The 20,788-nt window shown below is 34.6% G+C and carries 23 protein-coding genes (1 of these 23 only partly in view); 15 read left to right on the forward strand and 8 right to left on the reverse strand.

What is annotated here, in order from left to right:
• Positions 1-116 precede the first annotated feature (116 nt).
• The 3 genes from AVL50_RS25620 to AVL50_RS25630 form a co-directional block, all read right to left on the reverse strand.
• Positions 117-812 (reverse strand): hypothetical protein, encoded by a 696-nt coding sequence (locus tag AVL50_RS25620; RefSeq protein ID WP_062619786.1) that lies wholly within the window; start codon positions 810-812, stop codon positions 117-119.
• Positions 813-1,050: 238 nt separating this feature from the next.
• Entirely contained in the window at positions 1,051-1,581 is a 531-nt protein-coding gene (locus AVL50_RS25625) for an RNA methyltransferase (protein ID WP_062619788.1), read from the reverse strand.
• 8 nt (positions 1,582-1,589) lie between these two features.
• The gene (locus AVL50_RS25630; RefSeq protein ID WP_062619791.1) at positions 1,590-1,988 is read right to left on the reverse strand and encodes a metalloregulator ArsR/SmtB family transcription factor; all 399 of its coding nucleotides are present in this window, start codon (positions 1,986-1,988) and stop codon (positions 1,590-1,592) included.
• A 374-nt stretch (positions 1,989-2,362) separates the two neighbouring features.
• On the opposite strand from AVL50_RS25630, the gene hemC reads away from it, so the two are divergent.
• Genes hemC through AVL50_RS25645 form a run of 3 tightly spaced genes read left to right on the forward strand, consistent with a single transcriptional unit; the run spans position 2,363 to position 4,328 of the window.
• Positions 2,363-3,292: a hydroxymethylbilane synthase gene (hemC, locus tag AVL50_RS25635; RefSeq protein ID WP_062619792.1), complete on the forward strand. Its 930-nt coding sequence runs from the start codon at positions 2,363-2,365 to the stop codon at positions 3,290-3,292.
• 16 nt (positions 3,293-3,308) lie between these two features.
• Positions 3,309-3,833, forward strand: a complete 525-nt coding sequence (gene nuoB / locus AVL50_RS25640) for an NADH-quinone oxidoreductase subunit NuoB (protein WP_044211443.1) — start codon at positions 3,309-3,311, stop codon at positions 3,831-3,833.
• A gap of 3 nt (positions 3,834-3,836) precedes the next feature.
• Positions 3,837-4,328 carry an NADH-quinone oxidoreductase subunit C gene (locus AVL50_RS25645; RefSeq protein WP_062619794.1) on the forward strand — a complete coding sequence of 164 codons (492 nt, stop codon included), beginning with the start codon at positions 3,837-3,839 and terminating at the stop codon, positions 4,326-4,328.
• A gap of 169 nt (positions 4,329-4,497) precedes the next feature.
• Here AVL50_RS25645 and AVL50_RS25650 read toward each other — a convergent pair whose 3' ends face one another.
• From AVL50_RS25650 to AVL50_RS25660, 3 genes are read right to left on the reverse strand one after another with little or no spacing between them, the layout of a single operon-like run.
• Positions 4,498-5,433 carry a hypothetical protein gene (locus AVL50_RS25650; protein WP_062619796.1) on the reverse strand — a complete coding sequence of 312 codons (936 nt, stop codon included), beginning with the start codon at positions 5,431-5,433 and terminating at the stop codon, positions 4,498-4,500.
• 42 nt (positions 5,434-5,475) lie between these two features.
• Positions 5,476-6,057, reverse strand: coding sequence for a non-canonical purine NTP diphosphatase (locus AVL50_RS25655; protein ID WP_062619797.1), 582 nt, complete (start codon positions 6,055-6,057; stop codon positions 5,476-5,478).
• 35 nt (positions 6,058-6,092) lie between these two features.
• Positions 6,093-6,749 carry a GNAT family N-acetyltransferase gene (locus tag AVL50_RS25660; protein WP_062619800.1) on the reverse strand — a complete coding sequence of 219 codons (657 nt, stop codon included), beginning with the start codon at positions 6,747-6,749 and terminating at the stop codon, positions 6,093-6,095.
• 18 nt (positions 6,750-6,767) lie between these two features.
• Here AVL50_RS25660 and AVL50_RS25665 point away from each other — a divergent pair, with 18 nt between their 5' ends.
• From AVL50_RS25665 to uvrC, 11 genes are all read left to right on the forward strand, one after another.
• Complete coding sequence (locus AVL50_RS25665; RefSeq protein ID WP_062619801.1) at positions 6,768-7,394, forward strand: L-threonylcarbamoyladenylate synthase; 627 nt, start codon at positions 6,768-6,770, stop codon at positions 7,392-7,394.
• A 106-nt stretch (positions 7,395-7,500) separates the two neighbouring features.
• Complete coding sequence (locus AVL50_RS25670) at positions 7,501-8,436, forward strand: UDP-glucuronic acid decarboxylase family protein (protein WP_062620039.1); 936 nt, start codon at positions 7,501-7,503, stop codon at positions 8,434-8,436.
• A gap of 244 nt (positions 8,437-8,680) precedes the next feature.
• Positions 8,681-9,052: a hypothetical protein gene (locus AVL50_RS25675; protein WP_044211452.1), complete on the forward strand. Its 372-nt coding sequence runs from the start codon at positions 8,681-8,683 to the stop codon at positions 9,050-9,052.
• 119 nt (positions 9,053-9,171) lie between these two features.
• On the forward strand, positions 9,172-9,921 hold the full coding sequence (gene lipB / locus AVL50_RS25680; RefSeq protein ID WP_305728374.1) for a lipoyl(octanoyl) transferase LipB: 750 nt from the start codon (positions 9,172-9,174) through the stop codon (positions 9,919-9,921).
• Positions 9,922-9,928: 7 nt separating this feature from the next.
• On the forward strand, positions 9,929-11,140 hold the full coding sequence (locus AVL50_RS25685) for a 3-phosphoshikimate 1-carboxyvinyltransferase (protein WP_062620041.1): 1,212 nt from the start codon (positions 9,929-9,931) through the stop codon (positions 11,138-11,140).
• A 16-nt stretch (positions 11,141-11,156) separates the two neighbouring features.
• Complete coding sequence (locus AVL50_RS25690) at positions 11,157-11,729, forward strand: MarC family protein (protein WP_062619806.1); 573 nt, start codon at positions 11,157-11,159, stop codon at positions 11,727-11,729.
• A 220-nt stretch (positions 11,730-11,949) separates the two neighbouring features.
• Positions 11,950-12,783 (forward strand): GWxTD domain-containing protein, encoded by an 834-nt coding sequence (locus tag AVL50_RS25695; RefSeq protein WP_062619808.1) that lies wholly within the window; start codon positions 11,950-11,952, stop codon positions 12,781-12,783.
• A gap of 42 nt (positions 12,784-12,825) precedes the next feature.
• Complete coding sequence (gene hisB, locus AVL50_RS25700) at positions 12,826-13,932, forward strand: bifunctional histidinol-phosphatase/imidazoleglycerol-phosphate dehydratase HisB (protein ID WP_062619810.1); 1,107 nt, start codon at positions 12,826-12,828, stop codon at positions 13,930-13,932.
• Positions 13,933-14,022: 90 nt separating this feature from the next.
• Positions 14,023-14,580: a DUF2911 domain-containing protein gene (locus AVL50_RS25705; RefSeq protein WP_172826917.1), complete on the forward strand. Its 558-nt coding sequence runs from the start codon at positions 14,023-14,025 to the stop codon at positions 14,578-14,580.
• 146 nt (positions 14,581-14,726) lie between these two features.
• Positions 14,727-15,353, forward strand: coding sequence for a transglycosylase domain-containing protein (locus AVL50_RS25710; RefSeq protein WP_082796012.1), 627 nt, complete (start codon positions 14,727-14,729; stop codon positions 15,351-15,353).
• 124 nt (positions 15,354-15,477) lie between these two features.
• The gene (gene uvrC / locus AVL50_RS25715; RefSeq protein ID WP_062619816.1) at positions 15,478-17,283 is read left to right on the forward strand and encodes an excinuclease ABC subunit UvrC; all 1,806 of its coding nucleotides are present in this window, start codon (positions 15,478-15,480) and stop codon (positions 17,281-17,283) included.
• Positions 17,284-17,325: 42 nt separating this feature from the next.
• Here uvrC and AVL50_RS25720 read toward each other — a convergent pair whose 3' ends face one another.
• Together AVL50_RS25720 and AVL50_RS25725 are read right to left on the reverse strand one after the other, a co-directional pair.
• On the reverse strand, positions 17,326-18,300 hold the full coding sequence (locus AVL50_RS25720; RefSeq protein ID WP_062619818.1) for an ion channel: 975 nt from the start codon (positions 18,298-18,300) through the stop codon (positions 17,326-17,328).
• A gap of 14 nt (positions 18,301-18,314) precedes the next feature.
• Complete coding sequence (locus AVL50_RS25725; RefSeq protein WP_062619820.1) at positions 18,315-19,172, reverse strand: aldo/keto reductase family oxidoreductase; 858 nt, start codon at positions 19,170-19,172, stop codon at positions 18,315-18,317.
• A 101-nt stretch (positions 19,173-19,273) separates the two neighbouring features.
• On the opposite strand from AVL50_RS25725, the gene AVL50_RS25730 reads away from it, so the two are divergent.
• A protein-coding gene (locus tag AVL50_RS25730) for a PAS domain S-box protein (RefSeq protein WP_062619822.1) crosses the window boundary here: on the forward strand, positions 19,274-20,788 show its 5' portion. 1,401 nt of this gene lie beyond the right edge of the window; the window shows 1,515 of its 2,916 coding nt (coding positions 1-1,515); the start codon lies at positions 19,274-19,276; its stop codon lies beyond the right edge, outside the window.

Genomic DNA, 20,788 nt, shown 5'->3' on the forward strand with positions numbered 1-20,788 from the left:
TCTTATCTAATAACTAGCAGAACCACCCTTTAAACCGGGGTGGTTTCTTTATAAAACAGGTTCGGTTTGTCTCAACTCAAACCGAACCTTTTATCTTGAAAAAGAACTATGAAGTTTTACTTTATAGGAAAAAGACCTCCACCTGAGCAACTTTGAGTATATGTGCTTTTGCTAAAAGTTTTTGTGTATCCATTTTTGCTTAATGTAACCTTTACAGTCATACCACCTACAGAAGTAGGTTTCACATGACACTGGTTACCAGAAGCTAACATAATTACACCTGTATTTACTGACCAAGTTACCGATGTACCAGAAGGTACAGAACCTGAGTACTCATATCTAGCATATGGGTGACCCATTGGATAACATGGTGAGATTAATTCATTGATTGTTAAGTTGACATTGGTAAAAGGGTTGCCATCATTACCGCCAGAGGATTCAACATCAAATGTTTTTTCATCCCCACATGGAACGTCTCCTTCAACAATACATCTTACGGTCAATTTTGTAGATTTAGAACTTACTTTTACAGTAATTGAACTTCCAGTTGCAGAGCTTGTGATTTCACCACCTATTACTGACCATCTATATGATATTGGACTGTTAATACCAGAAGTAATCATACTGAAATTAGTATGATACCCTTGTTTTATAATACCAAGCCCCTGTTGAATATTACAATAGGTCTCAGAAATTCTAAGATTTGAAGATTCTTGTTCGATTGGCAGAATAGCCTCTTCTTGTTTGTTGTTTAAAGTACAAGATATAGCGAATGCCAGCATTAATGTTAATGCATAAGTTAGCTTTTTCATTTAGTTTAAATAATTAAAAGTATTTTAGCTTGAGTTGAGAAGTCAGTTTAATGTTTAAATAATTGATTTATTATACTATACACCAAGCTTTTTAAATTAATAATTAGTTTTGCTCTTTTTCGAAGTACAATTTAGTTATATCAATGGTATAAAAAAATAATAAGCTATTTATTTTTGTGTCTACTTTGTTATATATACAATTTAGAACAAAATAAATAGCTTGTTTTTTGAAGAAAGGCTAATCCAGTTTTTGTTGTAAAACCTGCCACAATACAACTCCCAAAGTAACAGATACATTCAATGAATGCTTTGTTCCAAATTGAGGAATTTCCAACGCAATATCAGAAGCTTCAATCGCCTCCTGACTCACACCCATCACTTCGTTACCGAAAATCAAAGCAACTTTCTCTTCAGGTGTTGTTTTAAAATCTTGAAGAGAAGTAGAGCCTTCCACTTGCTCAACAGCAATGATTTTATAACCTTCTTCTTTCAAACTTTTGATCGCTTCCACTGTATCTGTAAAGTGTTCCCAAGTGACAGTGTCTTGTGCACCCAAGGCAGTTTTGTGGATATCGCGGTGAGGTGGCTTGCCAGTAATACCGCAAAGAACAACTTTTTCAATTGCGAAAGCATCGCCTGTTCTGAAAGCAGAACCTACATTATTAAGGCTTCTAATGTTATCAAGAACAACGACAATATTATTTTTCTCCTGGTTTTTGAACTCTTCAGCACTCACTCTGTTAAGTTCATCCATACTTAATTTTCTCATGCTATATATTAATCTCCAATTGGATAATGACTCATTCTTCTTCTTTCAATCTTATTGATTGCCAGCTCTCTGTTACTGAACAAGGTGTTGTAAGTGGTCTGATCTTCAATTAATGTAGTGTCTTTTTCCATATAATTGAAGATCGTTTCTATGATTCCAGAAATTTCTTCTTTGATAGAATAAAAAGACCATTGATCCACTTTTCTTACATTAAGTAACCCAGCATTTTTCATATAAATCAAATGCCTTGAAGTTTTAGTCTGTGTATAATCTAAAACTAGTTCAATATCAGAAATACACATTTCTTCATTTTCATAAAGAAGATGCATGATACGTATTCTCGACTCCTCACCAAGGGCCTTCATGATTTGGGTACCGATGGAAAGATTAAAGTGTTTAAGTTTCATATAATAGTCTTCGCATTAATTTGCATTGACAAATATACTAATCTTGATTTCAAATAAGAACTATATCAGGATTTTACATCTTGTTAAGAAAAAATGCTAAAAAATTGAAGTTTAGAGGAAATATCATATTAAAATTCTAAGAAAATCATTTTTATTTCTAAAAATGTTTCAAAATGAACTTTCTATACATTATTATTGTTATAGGTAAAGATAATAGGTTAGTCACCTATTATATGGCATGATACACCAGTAACATTAACCAGTTGTGGAAAGACATTCGATAGATATTGGATGTCTTTTTTTTGTATTCCGTTATAAGGTCTTTATTTTGAATTTCTTAGTGTGTATCTTCGCGACATTAGAAAGATACAATTATGGCAGAGAGAATAATAAAAATCGGTACTAGAAAAAGTAAGCTCGCTTTATGGCAAGCTTATTATGTAAAAGAGCTTTTGGAAAAAAACAACCATAAGGCTGAACTAGTTCTGATTGAGACAAAAGGAGATAAAATTTTAGATCGCTCATTATCAAAAATTGGCTCAAAAGGTGTTTTCACAGAGGAGTTGGAAGAGCAATTAAGAAATGGCGGTATTGACATAGCAGTGCACAGTGCAAAAGATATGCAGGCGTCGTTAGGTGATGATTTTGAGTTGATCGCATTTACAGAGAGAGAAGCATGTCATGATGTATTTGTAAGTCATAAAGAAGGATTGGAAATCAATTCGTCTTCTGAAATTGTCATTGGTACGTCTTCTGTGCGAAGAGTAGCAATGCTCAAAAATCACTTCCCTAATGCTAAAATCGTAGATGTAAGAGGAAACTTGCAAACTAGAATTCAGAAAATGAAAGACGGTTTGTGTGATGTTTTGATGCTTGCTTATGCTGGAGTTCATAGAATGGAATACGATGATATGATCGTTCATGAATTGCCATTAGATACATTTACACCTGCTACAGGCCAGGGTTGTGTTGCTATTGAATCTGCTGTTACACTTGATGTTGAAGTGAAGGAAGCGGTTAGAAAGGCAATCAATGACGAAGATACTGAACGTTGTGTGAGAGGTGAAAGAGCTTTCTTAAAAGAATTGCAAGGTGGTTGTAGTATTCCTGCATTTTGTCTGGCAACTTGGACCGAAGATAAACAAATTAATATTACAGGCGGTTTAGCAGTACCAGAAGGTAAGTCACAAATTCGTTATACTTACACTGTAGATGCTGATAAAGTAGAAGAGGCAGGTACTCAAATAGCAAAGGAAACTTTAGCGAATGGAGGAGCCGAATTATTAGCAGAATTAAAAAACTAAACTTTACTACATCACTATGAAAGGACTAATGGACCAAAACTTCGGTCAAGGAGAAATAGTTATATCAAAAGTAGATGATCTAATCAACTGGGCACGTTTGTCCTCGTTATGGCCTTTGGGTTTTGGCTTGGCGTGTTGTGCAATTGAGATGATGAGTACATTTGCTTCCAATTATGATTTGGATCGCTTTGGTGTATTTCCTAGAGCTACGCCAAGGCAGTCGGATTGTATGATTATTTCAGGAACGGTTACTTTCAAGATGGCCGACAGAGTTCGTCGTTTATATGAGCAAATGGCTGAGCCTCGATATGTAATTTCAATGGGATCATGCTCTAACTGTGGAGGTCCTTATTGGGAACATGGTTACAATGTAGTAAAAGGTGTCGATAGAATTATTCCGGTAGATGTGTATGTTCCAGGGTGTCCTCCTAGACCAGAAGCATTAATTGGTGGTATTTTAAAGTTGAGAGATGAAATCAAAAAAGAAACTTTAATGGCGCCAACTGCTGTAGAAAATCTATTAAAAGAAAAAACAGCTTAAGATATGACAACGGAAGAGATATTAGAGATTATCAATAAAAATCTTTCAGATTGTACATTGACTTACAATCCCATAAAACCGCAAGATGAAATTCTTGTGGAAGGAAAAGATATTGAAACTGTTTGTCAGTTCTTAAAGAAAAATAAAACAACATATTTTGATACACTTTCATGTTTGACAGGGGTGGATAATGGTCCAGCAAAGAAAACTATGGAAGTGATTTACCATTTATACTCAATTCCTTTTGGTCATAAGTTAACATTAAAAGTAATGTTGGAGAGGGAAAATCCAGCTTTACCTAGTGTGACTTCAGTATGGAGAGCGGCAGATTGGCATGAGAGAGAGGCTTATGATTTGGTTGGTATTCAATTCGAAAATCACCCTGATTTAAGGCGAATTTTATCTCCTGACGATTGGGTGGGTCATCCATTACAGAAAGATTATGAACCTGAGGAAAGGTATCATGGCATTAAAATCAAATATGAAAAAGATTAACGTAGGGGTAAACCTATATGTTAACCCGTCCTTAATGTAAACCTAACCCTATAGGTTCACCAAATATTGATGAGGGGTAGGTATCCATCTGTTTTCAATAATCAAAAAAAGCAATTGTAATTTTTATAGATTACAATTGCTTTTTTATTCTTAAAGTAAGAAGATAAATTTACTTCTTTGATTTATTGCCAAATTGCCTTCTAGACATTTCAAATAAAACTAAGAAAAGTAAAGTGATTGCTACGCCCAAAGTATTGGCCACACTCATATCTTTAGAGAAGGCGATAATTCTACCAATAAGTGAAAGCAGTGTCAAGGCCATGCCAATCGTAATGATATTTTTTGTGAAATAAATAATACCAATAGAAGCAAAAAGTAATTGGAAAAGCACATTGACATTGGTTCTTAAATTGGCTTGTCCCATCCAGATATCTGCAAAATAAAGGCAGAAAATCATAAAGTAGAAAACTAATTGTGCGTTCTGGAACCCAGGAGTTATCACATCAGCTTGTTTACCTTCATGATCATTTTTACCAGAAAAGACGCTAAACAGGGTGTAGCCGAAAGCTAATCCAAAGACATAAAATAAAGCTCCCCAAAGTGCTTGACTTACAATCTCATCAGTACTCAGGTTGTCGCTGAATTGAATAAAAGAACTAGCGGTTGACATTATTACATAAATACCAAAACCAAGGAACAATTGTAAAAGGTTTTTGGTATTGATGAAATGACGAATGATCAATAATGAAATGATCAAAGCAACAAGCTTTCTAGATAGAGTATGTAAAATAGATTCAAGGTAAACCACTTCACCTCCTTGTTGTATATAAAGGTTTAGCATAACATTCATCCATAATCCCATTATACCCAACCAGAAAATTGCTTTTTCTTTATATCCTTTTAAAAATCCGATACCTAAAAATAGGATGGCAGGCGAGCTGAAAAGGCTTGTGAAAATGAGGCCTATTGTAGTCCAAGTGTTTGCATTTCCTCCATTAATTAATCCATAAATAAGAGGAAAGATTTGTACAATAATAAAACCTAGTCCAAAAGCAAGGCCGAAGTTTTTGTACTCTTTTTCAGATTGTAATGTTAGTTTATTCATAATATCAAAAAGTAGTGAAAGTTCGTATGAACAATTCTAAATCTAAGCTTTATCTTTTAATAATTCAATTAATTTGGAGACCGCTCTTCCTCTATGACTGATTTTATTTTTTTCAGCTGAAGATAGTTGTGCAAATGTTTTTGTTTCATTTTCAGGTTTGAAGATTGGGTCATATCCAAAACCTTGATCACCTGTTCTTTCCGCGATGATTTCACCTTTTGCTTCACCCTCTACCTGCTCTATATTTCCGTCCCAAAGTAATGTAATTACAGTTCTGAATTTAGCACTTCTATCTTTCTTTCCTTCAAGATTTTTTAATACCAAATCCATATTATCTTCAGAATCACGCTGAGGACCTGCGTATCTTGCTGAATAAACACCTGGCTCATTATCAAGAGCAGTAACTTCCAAGCCTGTATCATCAGCAAAACAGCTAACGCCATAATTGTCCCAAACGTACTGAGCTTTTTGAAGAGAATTACCTTCTAATGTTTCTTGTGTCTCTGGAAGTTCTTCCTCACAACCAATTTCTTTAAGACTTACAATAGTATAAAGTCCATCTAATTGTTGTTGAATTTCCTTTAACTTATTGACATTGTTTGTCGCAAAACAGATTTTTTTCATTTTATTCTATATTAATAACACACACTATTGAACTACTAATTACGGAACTTTTCTTTAAACTCTTTCAAAAAATCCTCATCATAAGGTTCCTCATCAACTTCTTCCTTATAAATTTCAAATCCAGCCTTTTGATATACTTTGATAGCAGAAGGATGGTCGTACTCACAGGTGTGGAGCCACACGTTTTTTACTTCCTCAAGTAATTCGATAGTATGAACTGTATGAGTAAGAAATGGAAGGCCAAGTTGTTGACCTATATAATCAGGCATAAGACCAAAGTATACTATTTCAGGTCTTGAAGGATCCTTGAAATCCAATTCCATAAAACCGGCTGCATTATTTTCAATTTTGAGAATATAAAATTTCGACTGATCAGAGTTTAACCAATCTTGAAGCTCGTTCTCTTTCATTAAAACTCTCCCAGTCCATCCCCAATCTTTTCCAATAGCATTATATACATCAAGGTATTCAGTGTTATTAACAGGGTGCCATTCTTCAATTTTACCCTTTAATGGAAAACTTAAATGCATTTGTATTTGTTTGTCTTTCTGTAAATACCATGTTTTTACAGGAATAGTGATATAACCCATCGCCTTCTCAATTTTTTTATTCAGATCTTCAATATTAATGAAAAGTTTTGTTGAGTTTACCGTAAGATATGGGTAATTTAATAATGTATAGATTATCTTCACTCCTTTAAAAGTAAAGCCATGGCAGAATTTTTTAGAATCAACGCGGATAATCCCCAAGAGAGATTACTTAATCAGGTGGTAAATATCTTAAGAAAAGGAGGGTTAATAATTTATCCAACGGATACAGTTTACGGTGTAGGATGTGATCTTATGAACCAAAATGCACTCAAAAAGCTGATTCGTTTTAAAGGATTAAAACCAAATAAAATGAACCTGTCTTTTATCTGTTATGACCTTTCAGATATTACAAATTATGTGAAGCATATTGAGACACCGACTTTCAGGGTGTTGAAAAAAGCTTTGCCTGGACCTTTTACCTTCATCATGCAAGCGAGTAATTCAGTACCTAAATTGGTTGATTCCAAGAAAAAAGAGGTAGGTATTCGTGTTCCAGATCATAATATTCCAAGAGAACTAGTTAATCTATTAGGCAATCCGATTGTAACCACTTCATTAAAAATGGAAGATGATATTCAAGAATATCCTACAGATCCTGAACTAATTTATGAAGAATATGGTCATCTAGTAGATGCGGTTATTGATGGTGGATACGGAAATATTCATTTATCTACTGTAATTAACCTAGTTAGTGGAGATTTTGATGTAGTTCGTCAAGGTTTGGGAGACATAGAAGATTATTTATAGTAGATAAATAATTGAAATCAGAATAGACCTATTTGCAGTAGCAAAAATGTTTTGATTTTGAATGTTGAACTACATTAAAGACAAAAATTTACATATTAAATATATCATGAAACGAGTATTAATCACGGGAGCCGCTGGTTTCCTTGGCTCACACTTATGTGACAAATTTTTAGCAAATGGTTTCAAAGTAGTAGGAATGGACAATTTCCTGACAGGTAGTGAAAACAATATTTCACACCTTTTTGGAAATCCAAATTTTGAATTTTATCACCATGATGTTACTAAATTTGTTCATGTATCAGGTGATTTAGATTATATCTTACATTTTGCCTCTCCTGCAAGCCCAATTGACTATTTAGAAATGCCAATTCAGACCCTAAAAGTAGGTTCATTAGCACCATACAACTTATTAGGGTTGGCAAGAGTGAAAAAAGCACGTTTTATGATTGCCTCTACTTCAGAAGTATACGGTGATCCAAACGTACACCCTCAAAAGGAAGATTATTGGGGTAATGTAAACCCAATTGGTCCAAGAGGTGTTTATGATGAAGCAAAGCGTTTTCAAGAGGCAATTACAATGGGCTACCATACTTTCCATGGTGTAAATACAGGTATGGTAAGAATCTTTAATACTTATGGACCTCGTATGCGTCTGAATGACGGTAGAGCATTACCTGCATTTATGAGTCAGGCATTAAGAGGTGAAGATATTACAGTTTTTGGTGATGGTTCACAAACAAGATCATTCTGTTATGTTGATGATTTAGTAGAAGGAATCTATAGATTGACAATGTCGGGTTACCATGATCCAGTCAATATTGGTAACCCTCAGGAAATCACAATCAAAGAGTTTGCAGAGGAAATTGTGAAGTTGACGGATTCAGGTTCTAAGATTGTTTATCATGATCTTCCTAAAGATGATCCAAAACAACGTCAGCCGGATATAACTAGAGCTAAAGAAATATTGGATTGGGAGCCAAAAGTAGATCGTTCTGAAGGACTTAAGCGTACTTTGGAATATTTTATGGAAAAAGTGAAATAGTTTTTGACTTTAAAGTCCAGATAGCTGTATCTTTAGTTTAGAAAAATAGTTTAGAGCATGTTTAATGTATTTTTATGAAAATAAATTTATATAAATATGCTCTAAAATTTATAAAGATAAACGAATGAAAGTTCACTTTTAAACTATTTTTGTAAGCAGATTTTTATTTTAATCGTTAACGTTTATTTGCTTGAACTAACATTAATGTTATATTTGTCTAGACAAAAACCTCCAATTAGAAAAAATGACTAGTGAAGAGAAAAAAGCTTATCTATTAATCAAATCGGTGATATTCCATTATCACGGGCTAGATGAGGATGAACAAGCAATCTTGGAGGAGACTGCCACTAACATTCAAGGTCATGAAGAATTGGAATGGGCAACGCAGTTTATCGGAGAAGATTATGTAAATGCTTTTGATAGAGCTAAGGATTATCTCTCTGATGTAATGATGGATTTTCCTCCAGAAACCAGGTTAAAATATATACGTCTTGCATGGGATGCCAACAATAGAAAAGGGTATATCAGTGAGATGGAGGCTACCGCTATGCTTAAATTGGCAAACACTTTAGGCGTGCAAGGTGACTTCTTAGCGTATATTAAGTCAGCGAATTAGAAAAAAAAGATACTTTTTAGTAGATATGAACCTCTTCTTTATAAAGGAGAGGTTTTTTTTGTGCAAATTCGCGTAAGTATTCGTATTCGTGAGAATGTAGTTATGGCAACATGTCGTGAATTACAACAGAAAATGAGAGGAACATGAATAAAAAAGTTGAGTTTCAACACATCGGTAAGATGCCTTATGCCAAAGCGTGGGATTACCAAACAGAATTGTTTGACGCTATAGTTCAGACAAAATTAGAAAATAGAAAAAGAACAGATCGAGGAGAAGAACCAATTGAGACAAAAAACTATTTGTTGTTTGTTGAGCACCCTCATGTTTATACATTAGGTAAAAGTGGCAAAGAAGAGCACCTTTTATTGGATCAACAAGGATTGGAAAAAGAACATGTTGAGTTTTTTAAAATCAACAGAGGAGGAGATATCACCTATCATGGTCCTGGACAGATAGTTGGCTATCCAATTTTGGATCTTGATAATTTCTTTACGGATATACATAAATACCTTCGCTTTTTGGAAGAAGCTATCATTTTGACTTTAGCTGATTTCGGTATTAAAGCAGGTAGAATAGATGGATTAACTGGCGTTTGGATTGGTGATGATAATGATCCAAACCCAAGAAAAATATGTGCGATGGGTGTCAAAACAAGTAGATGGGTGACCATGCATGGTTTTGCACTTAATGTCAATGCTGACTTAAAATTCTTTGGAAACATTGTGCCATGCGGTATCTCTGATAAGGCAGTTACCTCAATGGAACAAGAATTAGGTCACAAAGTCAATATGCAAGAGGTGGAAGAGGTGTTGAAGAACCACCTTGCAACGCTTTTTGAGATGGAAATTTTTGAGAACCAAAATCACTAACAGACAAATGAAAATTTATCACCCTACAAAGAAAGTAAGTTTAGATGTGCCTTTGGTATCTTCTAAAAGTGAAAGTAACAGAGCATTAATTATTCAAGCATCAGCAAAAGAGGAGATCCAATTGGATAATATCTCTATGGCGAGAGATACGCAAACAATGATGCGTTTATTGGATAGCGATGAGTTAACTTTAGATGTGTTGGATGCTGGAACAACTATGCGTTTCTTAACTGCATATGTTACTGCCAATAATCGCCCAACGATTATGACAGGTACAGCTAGAATGCAAGAGAGACCTATCGGAATCTTAGTTGATGCATTGCGTTCTATTGGTGGAAACATTGATTATATGAACAATGAAGGGTATCCTCCACATAAAATCAAAAGTTTTTCTCAAGCTTCAGACACAGTGAACATTAGAGGTGATGTTAGTAGTCAATATATTTCTGCATTGCTTTTAGTAGCTCCTTCACTTCCTCAAGGATTAAAAATCGTATTGGAAGGTGATGTGAACTCAAAACCATACATCATGATGACATTAAGCTTAATGGAACGTTTTGGTGTAGAATATAAATGGGAAGACAATGTAATCACTGTAGCTCCTCAAAATTACAAAAGTGGTGCTTATACTATTGAATCTGATTGGTCAGGTGCAAGTTACTGGTATAGCATTGTTGCACTTTCGGATGAGGCAGAAGTGAAGATCATGAATTTAAGAGAAGATTCTTTACAAGGTGATAAAGCAATTGTTGAAATCATGGAGCAATTGGGTGTGAAGAGTACTTTTGAAGCAGATGGTGTTCGTTTGACAAAAACAGCATTAGCAGATAAGTTCTTCTTTGATTTTACACACTGTCCTGATTTAGCACAGACAATCGTTTCACTTGTAGCCGCTTTAGGTATGGAGGGAAGAATGATTGGTCTTCAAAGCTTAAGAATTAAAGAAACAGACAGAATTGCCGCACTTCAAAACGAGATCAAAAAATTAGGATTGGAGATTGAAGTAATCGGTGATGAAGAAATCAGAGTACCAAAAGGAGGCATCAAAATCGATGGACAAACGATCGATACTTATGATGACCACAGAATGGCAATGGCATTCGCTCCTTTATCAATGCTCGGAGAATTAGATATAGAAGAGCCTGGCGTTGTCGCAAAATCATACCCTAGCTATTGGGAAGATTTGAAAAGTGCAGGTTTCTTAATGGAAGGTGAATAGTTAAATAGTAAAACTTATGGAATTAGATGTTAGTTTCAAAGCTGTGGCATCTGTGTCACTAATTCTTTTTTCAGTAATTGATATTATTGGATCGATTCCAATTATTATTGATTTAAGGGAAAAAGAAGGTAAAATCCAATCAGGAAAAGCTACAGTAGTAGCTGGGATCATTATGGTTTTGTTCTTGATTGTAGGTACACAGATTCTTAGTCTATTTGGGATTGATGTAAGTTCTTTCGCAATTGCAGGTGCTATTATTCTTTTCCTTTTAGGAATAGAAATGATTTTAGGAATTGTACTCTTCAGAAGTGAAGCAGATGAAGGAGGTACAGGTTCTATTGTTCCCCTAGCTTTCCCTTTAATAGCGGGAGCTGGAACAATGACTACAATTATTTCCCTAAAATCAGAGTATTCAACATTGAGTATACTTTTAGGTATCTTTATCAATTTGTTGTTTGTATATATCGTATTGAAAAGCTCAGGTTGGATTCAGAAGAAATTAGGACAGGGAGGAGCGAATATTTTGAGAAAAGTATTCGGGATTATCCTTTTAGCAATAGCGATCAAGCTCTTTAAAACAAACATATAATGTTGTAGGGGTAGACCACTGTGTCTACCCTTTATTTTTTAATTGTAGCCAATTTGTAGATGAATTTCTTTACTATTGCAAAGCAACATGAGCAAACTGATTATAGCCATTTTTAAATTAAGGATGCTATAGAATTGATAACTTCAATTTTTTACATTAACTTCTATCATCCCTAAAAATGAGATCTATAAAAAAAACATCTATCTAATAAGTTTAATTGATGAAACAAACTGTTAAGACAATAGCAGTAGTATTCATTGGAATATTAGCCCCATTTATACTACAAGCTCAAAGTGTATCTAATTTTACTGTCAATCTAGGAAGTACAGGGAAATACGTTCGGGTAGGCGAGAACTTTACGGTTCAAGGTGACAATGCTCAACGATATTTTGTCTATCATTTTTCAACTGACTTTATGCCGGCACCTCCACCAATGGTAGAGAATGCAAATACAGGAAATCCTATGATTGTGGATTCTACATTCGAGGTGAAAGCAAATCAGCCAATTGAAATTAAAACTACTGGATTATATTTTATTCAGACAGATACAACAAGTAGAGAGGGGGTTGGTTTTACAGCAATGCCTTCAGATTTTCCTAAGTATAAAAAGATGAGAAATATTTATCCTCCGATGGTTTATATTTCAACTCAAAACGAAATGACCTCTTTTAAAAAAGGAAACCGCCCAAGAGAAGCGTTTGAAAACTTCTGGATTAATGTGGCAGGGTCACCAGACAATGCAAAGCGCTTGATCAAGCTGTATTTTGAAAGAGTTTCAGAGGCAAATACGCAGTTTTCAGAATATAAAGAAGGCTGGAAGACAGATAGAGGCATTGTTTATATTATTTTTGGTTCGCCAGATGAGGTATCAAATATAGATGGAGGAATTCGATGGTCTTATGATAGTAATTTGAATCATGGACAAGTAGAATTTGATTTCTATGAAGATATAAATCAATTTACAGGAACACATTACGTTTTAAAGCGTTCTTATGACTATAAACGTGTGTGGTTTGATACTGTGAAAAAATGGCGAAACGGTACAATACAGTAGGTACTTAAGAACATAACTTTCAAACGAACAACAAACTTTAAGATGAAAAAGGCATTATTTATAGACCGCGATGGGACAATTATTGTTGAACCTCCTGTAGATTATCAGGTAGATTCATTAGAAAAACTAGCTTTTGTTCCTCAAGCAATTTCTCAATTGCAGAAAATTGTTGAAGAGTTGGATTACGAATTAGTAATGGTAACTAATCAAGATGGGTTAGGTACAGATAGTTTCCCAGAGGATACATTCTGGCCTGCTCAAAATAAAATGTTGGACACACTGAAAGGTGAAGGCATTGAGTTTGATGATATTCTAATTGATAAAACCTTCGAACATGAAAATGCTCCAACTAGAAAACCAAGAACAGGTTTGATGACAAAATACATGTCAGGTGAATACGATTTAGCCAACTCTTTCGTGATTGGTGACCGTCTGACAGATGTAGAGTTAGCAACTAATTTAGGTGCAAAAGGTATTCTAATTGGTGATAAGCAAAAATCAGATGCTGTATTAATAACAAAATCTTGGAAAGAGATTTACAGCTTCTTGAAAAATTATAAAGCTGATGGAAGAACTGCGAAAGTAGAAAGAATCACGAATGAGACGAAAATCCTTATTCAAGTGAATCTTGACGGTACAGGTAAATCTGAATTATCTACTGGAATTGGTTTCTTTGACCACATGTTACACCAAGTAGCAAGACACGGGAAAGTGGACTTGACTGTAAAAGTAGAAGGAGACCTTCATATTGATGAGCATCACACTATTGAAGATACAGGTTTAGCAATTGGTGAAGCTTTCAAACAAGCTTTAGGAGATAAAAGAGGCATCGCAAGGTACGGTTTCTTTATCGCTCCAATGGATGAAGTTTTAGCACAGGTTGCTTTGGATTTCTCAGGTAGACCTTGGTTTGTTTGTGATGCACCTTTAAGAAGAGAAAGAGTTGGTGATTTCCCAGTGGAAATGTTCTCACACTTCTTTAAATCATTCTCAGATACTTCTGGATGTAACTTAAACATTAAAACATCAGGAGATAATGACCACCATATTATTGAAGGAACATTCAAAGCATTTGCAAAAGCTTTAAGAATGGCGATCCAAGTAGAAGAAGGAAATAACGAAATTCCGAGTACAAAAGGCGTACTTTAGAATTTCTTTACGATATTTGAACGGACATTATCAAAGGGTAATGTCCGTTTTTTTGTGGAAATGATTTTTCACTGTACTTGAATGAAGAACATGATGATTAAATATATACATTCACTAATCTTACTTATCTCTTTTTTTTGCCTCCAACTTAATGCTCAGGAATTGGAACACAAGCCAAGAAAGAGTGAAACAGGTTTGGCTACTTACACAATGGGAGATGGTACGTATGTAAAAGTGACGTATGGCAGGCCAAAGATGAAATCAGATTTCGACACAAAATTTGGAGTGTCTGTTCCATGGAGAAAACTATGGAGGTTTGGGGATGATGATGCTACAGAAATTACAGTGACTGAAAAAGTGACATTGGCAGGACAACCCCTTGAAGCAGGTACGTATTCCCTTTATGCAATTCCAGATACAGCAGAGTGGACTTTGATTGTCAATAAAGCCGTAGGACAATGGGGCACTTTTAAATATGACCAGTCCAAAGATGTTTTCAGAGTGAAATTACCTTCATTAAACTCTTTCAAAATTTTCAAAAAGTTCTCTATTTTTCTTCAAGAAGACCCAGAAGGATGTAATTTGGTAGCTATTTGGCAGAGAGTTTCTATTGTTGCTCCGATCAGAAAAGAAGAAGAAAGTGAGTGATTTTCTTTTATTTAATCAAGAAAAACTAGAACTTTAATAAAAATCTTGCTTTTCAACAGCAAACTACTCCAAAAAACTTTCAGGTAATGATTATATTAAAGTACTACTTATTATAATTCAAATGCCTAATTAAATGATGTACTAGCATGTTTGTACCCTTTTTAAAACGATTAGCCGTTCTAACGATAATAGCACACATTTCATTTTTTGCATATATAGCATTAGGTTCTCTTTATGTAAAGTGGGCTAACCCCTCTATGTCAATGTATATGTGTGTCAGATCACACTTTGATTTAAATGATGTAGTTACACCGAAGTTTATTCCAAAGGAAAGTATTCCAACAGATTTGCAAACTGCAATTGTAGGCTTGGACGATCCTACCTTCAATATACACAGAGGTTACGATAATAACTCAATGTCTAACACAGCGACAATTTCTCAGAAAGTAGCGAGAAGTATGTTTTTATTTCCTCATCAAAATAATCTTGGGTCTTATCTAGAAACTTTAGCAGCTGTGGAAATGGAATGTATTTTAGACAAAGACAGAATATTGGAACTTTATTTAAATTATTCTGAGTGGGGAGACAATATTTATGGTATTGGTGAGGCTGCGGATTATTATTATAAAAAAGATATTCAAAACCTTTCAAGAAGACAGAAATTGAAATTAGCATCAGTATTGGCAAAACCACTAGAAGTAGACCCAAGTACTTATGATAAAAATAAAATTGTTGAAGCCCGTTTTAATTTATTAAATAAATTGATGGATTAAGGAAGAGATTTCAGCAGAGTAGAAATAATAACGGAGACGTAGTGTTATAAAACTGCGTCTCCGTTTTGTATTTAATCAAAGCATAAAGTCAAGCTTTTTTGATTAGATGCTTATATTTAAAGTTATGGATTATAAGGAAGAGTTGATGAAGGTGGTAAAGAACCTTCCCCTTCAGCCCGGAGTGTATAAATACCTCAATGAGGAAGGGAAAATCATCTACATAGGAAAAGCAAAAAAGCTGAAGAACAGAGTGTCTTCTTATTTTTTGAAACAAGCAGGAATGAATAGAAAAACCAAAAGGCTTGTTTCTGAAATCAGAGGGATAGAATATACTGTGGTTGATTCTGAATATGATGCGTTATTATTGGAAAATAATCTCATCAAAAAAAATCAACCAAAGTATAATATCCTTTTGAAGGATGATAAAACGTATCCCTATATCTGTGTAACCAAAGAAAGGTTTCCACGTGTTTTTTCTACAAGGAATACTACTGATAAAAGGCACCGTTACTTTGGACCTTATCCAAACGGTAGGGCAATGTCAGCCTTATTGGATCTTTTCAAGCAACTTTACAAGATTAGAAACTGTACTTATAATCTCTCAGAAGAGAATGTAGCAGCAGCTAAGTATTCTGTTTGTTTAGAATACCATATTAATAATTGTCTAGGTCCTTGCGAAGGAAAGCAAACAGAGGAAATCTATAACGAAGATATACAGCAAATTCTAAATATTCTGAAAGGGAATTTGAGTGTGGCGAGAGAATATTTCACTCAAAAAATGGAGGAAGCTGTGGCTTCATTGGCTTTTGAGGAGGCTAACACATGGAAGCAGAAACTGGAGTTGATCACTAATTATCAATCAAAATCACTTGTTGTTTCTCCAACTTTGAAAGAAGTAGAAGTATACGCTATTATTTCTGATGAGCGATTTGCCTATGTCAATTTTATAAAAATTATGAATGGGGGAATTATCTATGCGGAATCCAATCAAATTACAAAAAGAATGGATGAAGAGGATGAAGAAATTCTGTTGCAGGCAATAATGGATTTTAGAGAGCGATATAAAACATCGACTCGGAAAATTTACACCAACATTGAAATTACATCTTTTGATGAAGAAGATGATAGAATGGAGTTTTCTGTTCCAAAAATAGGAGATGGGAAAAAACTGATTCAATTGTCATTTAAGAATGCAATGTATTTCAAACGTGAACGAGAGACTTCAAGGGGAGAAATCAGTGATAAGAAAAGTAACTATCAGACATTACTTCAGCTGAAAAGTGAATTGCAATTGAAAGAAGTGCCTGTCCATATTGAGTGTTTTGATAACTCCAATATACAAGGGACGAACCCCGTTTCAGCCTGTGTGGTTTTCAAAGATGGGAAGCCATCAAAGAAAGACTATAGACACTTTCATGTGAAAACGGTTGAAGGGCCAGATGACTTTGCTTCGATGGAAGAAGCGGTTTATCGCAGGTATAAAAGGCTATTGGAGGAGAAACAGAAATTACCTCAATTAGTGATTATTGATGGTGGTAAAGGTCAATTAAGTTCTGCTTGCGAGGCACTCAAAAGTTTAGGCCTCTATGGGAAATTGCCTATTATTGGTATTGCAAAGAAGCTAGAAGAGATCTTCTTTCCTGAAGACCCCATTCCATTACATTTAAGTAAAAAGTCAAGGTCGCTTCAATTGGTACAGCGTTTAAGGGATGAAGCCCACCGTTTTGGTATTACTTTTCATAGAAATCTAAGAAGTAAAGGAAGTATTCACTCTAAGTTAGAGGATATTCCAGGGGTTGGTCCTAATACTATTCAAAAATTATTGAAACACTATAAAACCATCACAAACATAAAAGCGGCGCCTGTAGAGGAGCTAGCTGATTTGATAGGAAATAGTAAAGCACAAAAAGTGAAAGACGGGTTGTCTTAAAAAATACGGCGATTACTTCATTTTAGTAATCGCCGTATTTTTTTAATCTTTTTTCGTCCTTTGAGAAGGAAGCTTATCTGTCAAGTGAACGTCTTTTACATTAAGAATAATATCACCTGCCTCATCGACATGGAAGTTTCTCACAAACTTTCTTCCTTCCACAAAATCTGTGGCAAAATAAGAATGATAAGTGTAAGTATCTTGTCCAAAAGTTTCATCAAAACCCTTCAAAACAATAAGAATTTCCCCGTGCTGATGCATCAAGTCATCCAAGGTCAAATTGTACAATGGACTTTTTTCATCAATCATATGGACAATCGTCCAAGAAAGAGGCATAAACATAATGTTAGACCTTTCAAGAGAAATATCATAAAACTGTCTTCTGAAAACTTCCTGTCCACTAGCATCTGTTTGTTTCTTTTGAATAGAAACATAAACGGAGGCTTCAAGATTCAATAAAGTATTAGCTCTGTTATTGATGACTCTAAATTGCAGACAATCTTTATCAGTATCTTTGAATTTTGTCAATAGAGCATTCTTCGAAAAAATAATTTTAGAAATAGGTCGTGAAAAGCGACCGTAAAGAATACCGGTAGAAAACGCAGATAAAAGTAATCCATTGAAAGCTTCCAAACTTGCAATTAAGCTTATAGCATGGCTTTGTGGAGACATGGCACCATAACCTACAGTAGTAAAGGTTTGTACACTAAAGAAGAAGGCTTGTACAAATTCGTCCCACAAACTATTGGTCTTGAAAACTCCTGTAATGTGTTCAACCCCACATGCCATATATAAAAAAGCGTACAAGACATTCGTTGCAATTATTACACTTCCTATAACCAATATAAAAGGAGCCCAATTAATGGTGATAAGCCAATGGTAAGCATCGCGTACAAAATTGGCAGTGCCTATTCTTTTTACATTAAAGCTACCATCGGAGTTAATAATACGTTTGGTTTCATGTTCATATTGAACACCAACACCCGGATCTTGAATTTTTGAAGTTTTATCTGACATATTCCTTTTTTCACCTAGGCTACTTCATGTCCTTCAGCGGCCTCTAAAATTTTAAACCAATCTTCTCTTTCTAATTTTACATTCATTGCTTTAGCAGCATCTGTAATTCGGTGTCCCTTCGTTGTACCAAGAACAGGAACCACTTGTGTAGGATGTGTTAAGTGCCAAGCAAAAATAGTTTGGTCAATACCAAAGCCATACTTTTCTCCAACTTCTTGTACCACTTGCTTTAAACGAAGAATCTCTGGTGATGACTCTGTGAAAATTCTACCATTGCCAAGCGGTGACCAAGCCATTGGCTGAATGTTGTTTTTCAGGCAGTTGTCTAGAGTACCATCATAAAGAGCTTTTGTTTGAAGAGGAGAAATTTCAATTTGATTGATGCTTAATGGAAATTCCTTGTGCAACATATCTACCTGATGAGGTAAAAAATTACTCACACCAAAAGCTTTCACTTTCGCTTCTTTCTGTAAAGAAGTAAAGGCTTCAGCGACTTCTGTAGGGTTTAATAAAGGATCAGGTCTGTGAATTAATAAATAATCTAAAGCATCAACACCCAAAACCTTCAAAGAATTTTCTGCAGATTGAATAATGTGGTTAGCACTTGTGTCGTAAGACTTTATCTGATGATGAGGCCTGTTGGGGGTGATCAATTTGATCCCGCACTTTGTGACGATTTTCATTTTGTCTTTTAGTTCAGGCTTAAGAGCAAGTGCCTTTCCAAATTGTTCTTCAATCGTATAACCTCCATATATATCAGCATGATCAAAAGTATCTATTCCGTTGTCAATGCTAGTTTCAATAAGATTTAGAATTTCTTGAGAACTAAGGTTTCCCCAGTTCCAAACTCCGGTAACAATTTTTGAGATCATTTGTTTTTTTTTATTTTAGTATAAATTTAAATAAGTCGGAAATAACTAACCATTTCTTGTAGATCATAAATGTCTACTTTGAGTAACTAATAATTTACGCTATGTATAAAGAGACTTTCCTTAATTTAATAGAGAAAGACAAAAATATTCCTTTTTTTATAATTGAAAAAGAGAATTATTCTTTCTTAGAAAGTCACAAAATCCAAAAGATCTTAGGTGTTGAATATCCTCATGGAGATGAAACAATTAATTTCTTTGAGTTTTGTCCTGTGCAGTGGCGTGGTTTATTCAGAGGGACATTCCTGGAACTTGTTCAATTAAGTAGAGGAGCCTCTATTGATCAGAGGTTGTATTTGGAGAACGGAACCTATCAGAAAATTGAGATCATTAATGATAAAGAGTCTTTTATAGTAAAATTAAAATCTAATGAAGATCTTAATGAAAATGTATCTTTCCTGAAGTTGGTCAATCACCTCCTTTTGAAAGATAGTAATGATGCCATATTTGTGATTGATAAAAAGCTCAAAGTATTATTTTACAATGAAGCATCAAAAGAATTAGGAATAAGGCTACTCGGAAAAGTGGACGATATTAATGCGAAACTGCATTACTTCTTAGAGAAGTATGAACGCTTGAAAATTGGAGTAACCAAAGCATTTAAAGGAGAAGAATTTCAATCGGAACTTTCTTATTTCCTACATTCAGGAGAACAGGTATTCCTAAAAACACATTATCAGCCCATTTATTTACAAGGACAAGAGGTTGAAGCTTGCCTGATAAGAAGTAAGGATATTACAGCCCGTTCTTCAGTGGAAGAAATGTTTAGCTCAATGTTGGAACAGAGTAATATTGGCTATTCAATTATAGATACTGACTTTAGAGTCGTAAAAATCAATAAATACTTAAGAAGCTTGCTCCAATATCAGGATGAAGAAATAATAGGTCAGAAATTCACCGAATTTATCCACCCATCTCTCCGTTCCCATTTTTTGAAAGAATTCCAGTTGATTCTGTCTTCAAGCGATCTGGAATCACCAAATAAATTATTTATAGATTTAAGAGGTAAATATGGAGCAACTTTATTGTTTGAACTACAGACAAGAAAAGTAAAGATCTCAGAAAAGAGATTTGCTGTTTTTGCAACTTTGAAAAACGTAACCCAGAAAGAACAGAATAATCAGATCTTAAAAGAAATGCAACGCCTGATTAAAGCATGTGGCTGGGTGTATGATCGCTTTTCTAAAACAATGAATGTAACAGAGGAAGTGGCGCAAGTGATCGGAGTTTCTCAAGAGTTTATTTATAAAAACCCTACAGCATTACTTTCAATGTGTGATGAGAAATCTTATCAGAAGGCACAAAAAGAACTTTTAAATTCTTATAGAACTCAATCTGATTTTGATTTAGAGTTACTGATCAGAGGGAAATACAGAGGTGAACAATGGATCAGGTTGACAGGAAGACCAATAATTCGACACAAAAGAGTGGTTGGACTTTATGGCGGAATACAAGATATCTCAACTCAAAAGAAACAATTAGGACTTTTAGAAAGAAATGAGACTTATATTGATGAAATACAAAGGGTGACTCATGTAGGGAATTGGGTTTATGAACCC

The sequence above is a fragment of the Flammeovirga sp. SJP92 genome, from assembly GCF_001583495.1.
In the GTDB taxonomy this organism is placed as follows: Bacteria; Bacteroidota; Bacteroidia; order Cytophagales; family Flammeovirgaceae; genus Flammeovirga.

Coding starts and splice junctions, on each gene's coding strand:
- AVL50_RS25620 (WP_062619786.1), bottom strand. CDS start 812: ATGAAAAAGCTAACTTATGCATTAACATTAATGCTGGCATTCGCTATA.
- AVL50_RS25625 (WP_062619788.1), bottom strand. CDS start 1,581: ATGAGAAAATTAAGTATGGATGAACTTAACAGAGTGAGTGCTGAAGAG.
- AVL50_RS25630 (WP_062619791.1), bottom strand. CDS start 1,988: ATGAAACTTAAACACTTTAATCTTTCCATCGGTACCCAAATCATGAAG.
- hemC (WP_062619792.1), top strand. CDS start 2,363: ATGGCAGAGAGAATAATAAAAATCGGTACTAGAAAAAGTAAGCTCGCT.
- nuoB (WP_044211443.1), top strand. CDS start 3,309: ATGAAAGGACTAATGGACCAAAACTTCGGTCAAGGAGAAATAGTTATA.
- AVL50_RS25645 (WP_062619794.1), top strand. CDS start 3,837: ATGACAACGGAAGAGATATTAGAGATTATCAATAAAAATCTTTCAGAT.
- AVL50_RS25650 (WP_062619796.1), bottom strand. CDS start 5,433: ATGAATAAACTAACATTACAATCTGAAAAAGAGTACAAAAACTTCGGC.
- AVL50_RS25655 (WP_062619797.1), bottom strand. CDS start 6,057: ATGAAAAAAATCTGTTTTGCGACAAACAATGTCAATAAGTTAAAGGAA.
- AVL50_RS25665 (WP_062619801.1), top strand. CDS start 6,768: ATGGCAGAATTTTTTAGAATCAACGCGGATAATCCCCAAGAGAGATTA.
- AVL50_RS25670 (WP_062620039.1), top strand. CDS start 7,501: ATGAAACGAGTATTAATCACGGGAGCCGCTGGTTTCCTTGGCTCACAC.
- AVL50_RS25675 (WP_044211452.1), top strand. CDS start 8,681: ATGACTAGTGAAGAGAAAAAAGCTTATCTATTAATCAAATCGGTGATA.
- AVL50_RS25685 (WP_062620041.1), top strand. CDS start 9,929: ATGAAAATTTATCACCCTACAAAGAAAGTAAGTTTAGATGTGCCTTTG.
- AVL50_RS25690 (WP_062619806.1), top strand. CDS start 11,157: ATGGAATTAGATGTTAGTTTCAAAGCTGTGGCATCTGTGTCACTAATT.
- AVL50_RS25695 (WP_062619808.1), top strand. CDS start 11,950: ATGAAACAAACTGTTAAGACAATAGCAGTAGTATTCATTGGAATATTA.
- hisB (WP_062619810.1), top strand. CDS start 12,826: ATGAAAAAGGCATTATTTATAGACCGCGATGGGACAATTATTGTTGAA.
- AVL50_RS25705 (WP_172826917.1), top strand. CDS start 14,023: ATGATGATTAAATATATACATTCACTAATCTTACTTATCTCTTTTTTT.
- AVL50_RS25710 (WP_082796012.1), top strand. CDS start 14,727: ATGTTTGTACCCTTTTTAAAACGATTAGCCGTTCTAACGATAATAGCA.
- uvrC (WP_062619816.1), top strand. CDS start 15,478: ATGGATTATAAGGAAGAGTTGATGAAGGTGGTAAAGAACCTTCCCCTT.
- AVL50_RS25720 (WP_062619818.1), bottom strand. CDS start 18,300: ATGTCAGATAAAACTTCAAAAATTCAAGATCCGGGTGTTGGTGTTCAA.
- AVL50_RS25725 (WP_062619820.1), bottom strand. CDS start 19,172: ATGATCTCAAAAATTGTTACCGGAGTTTGGAACTGGGGAAACCTTAGT.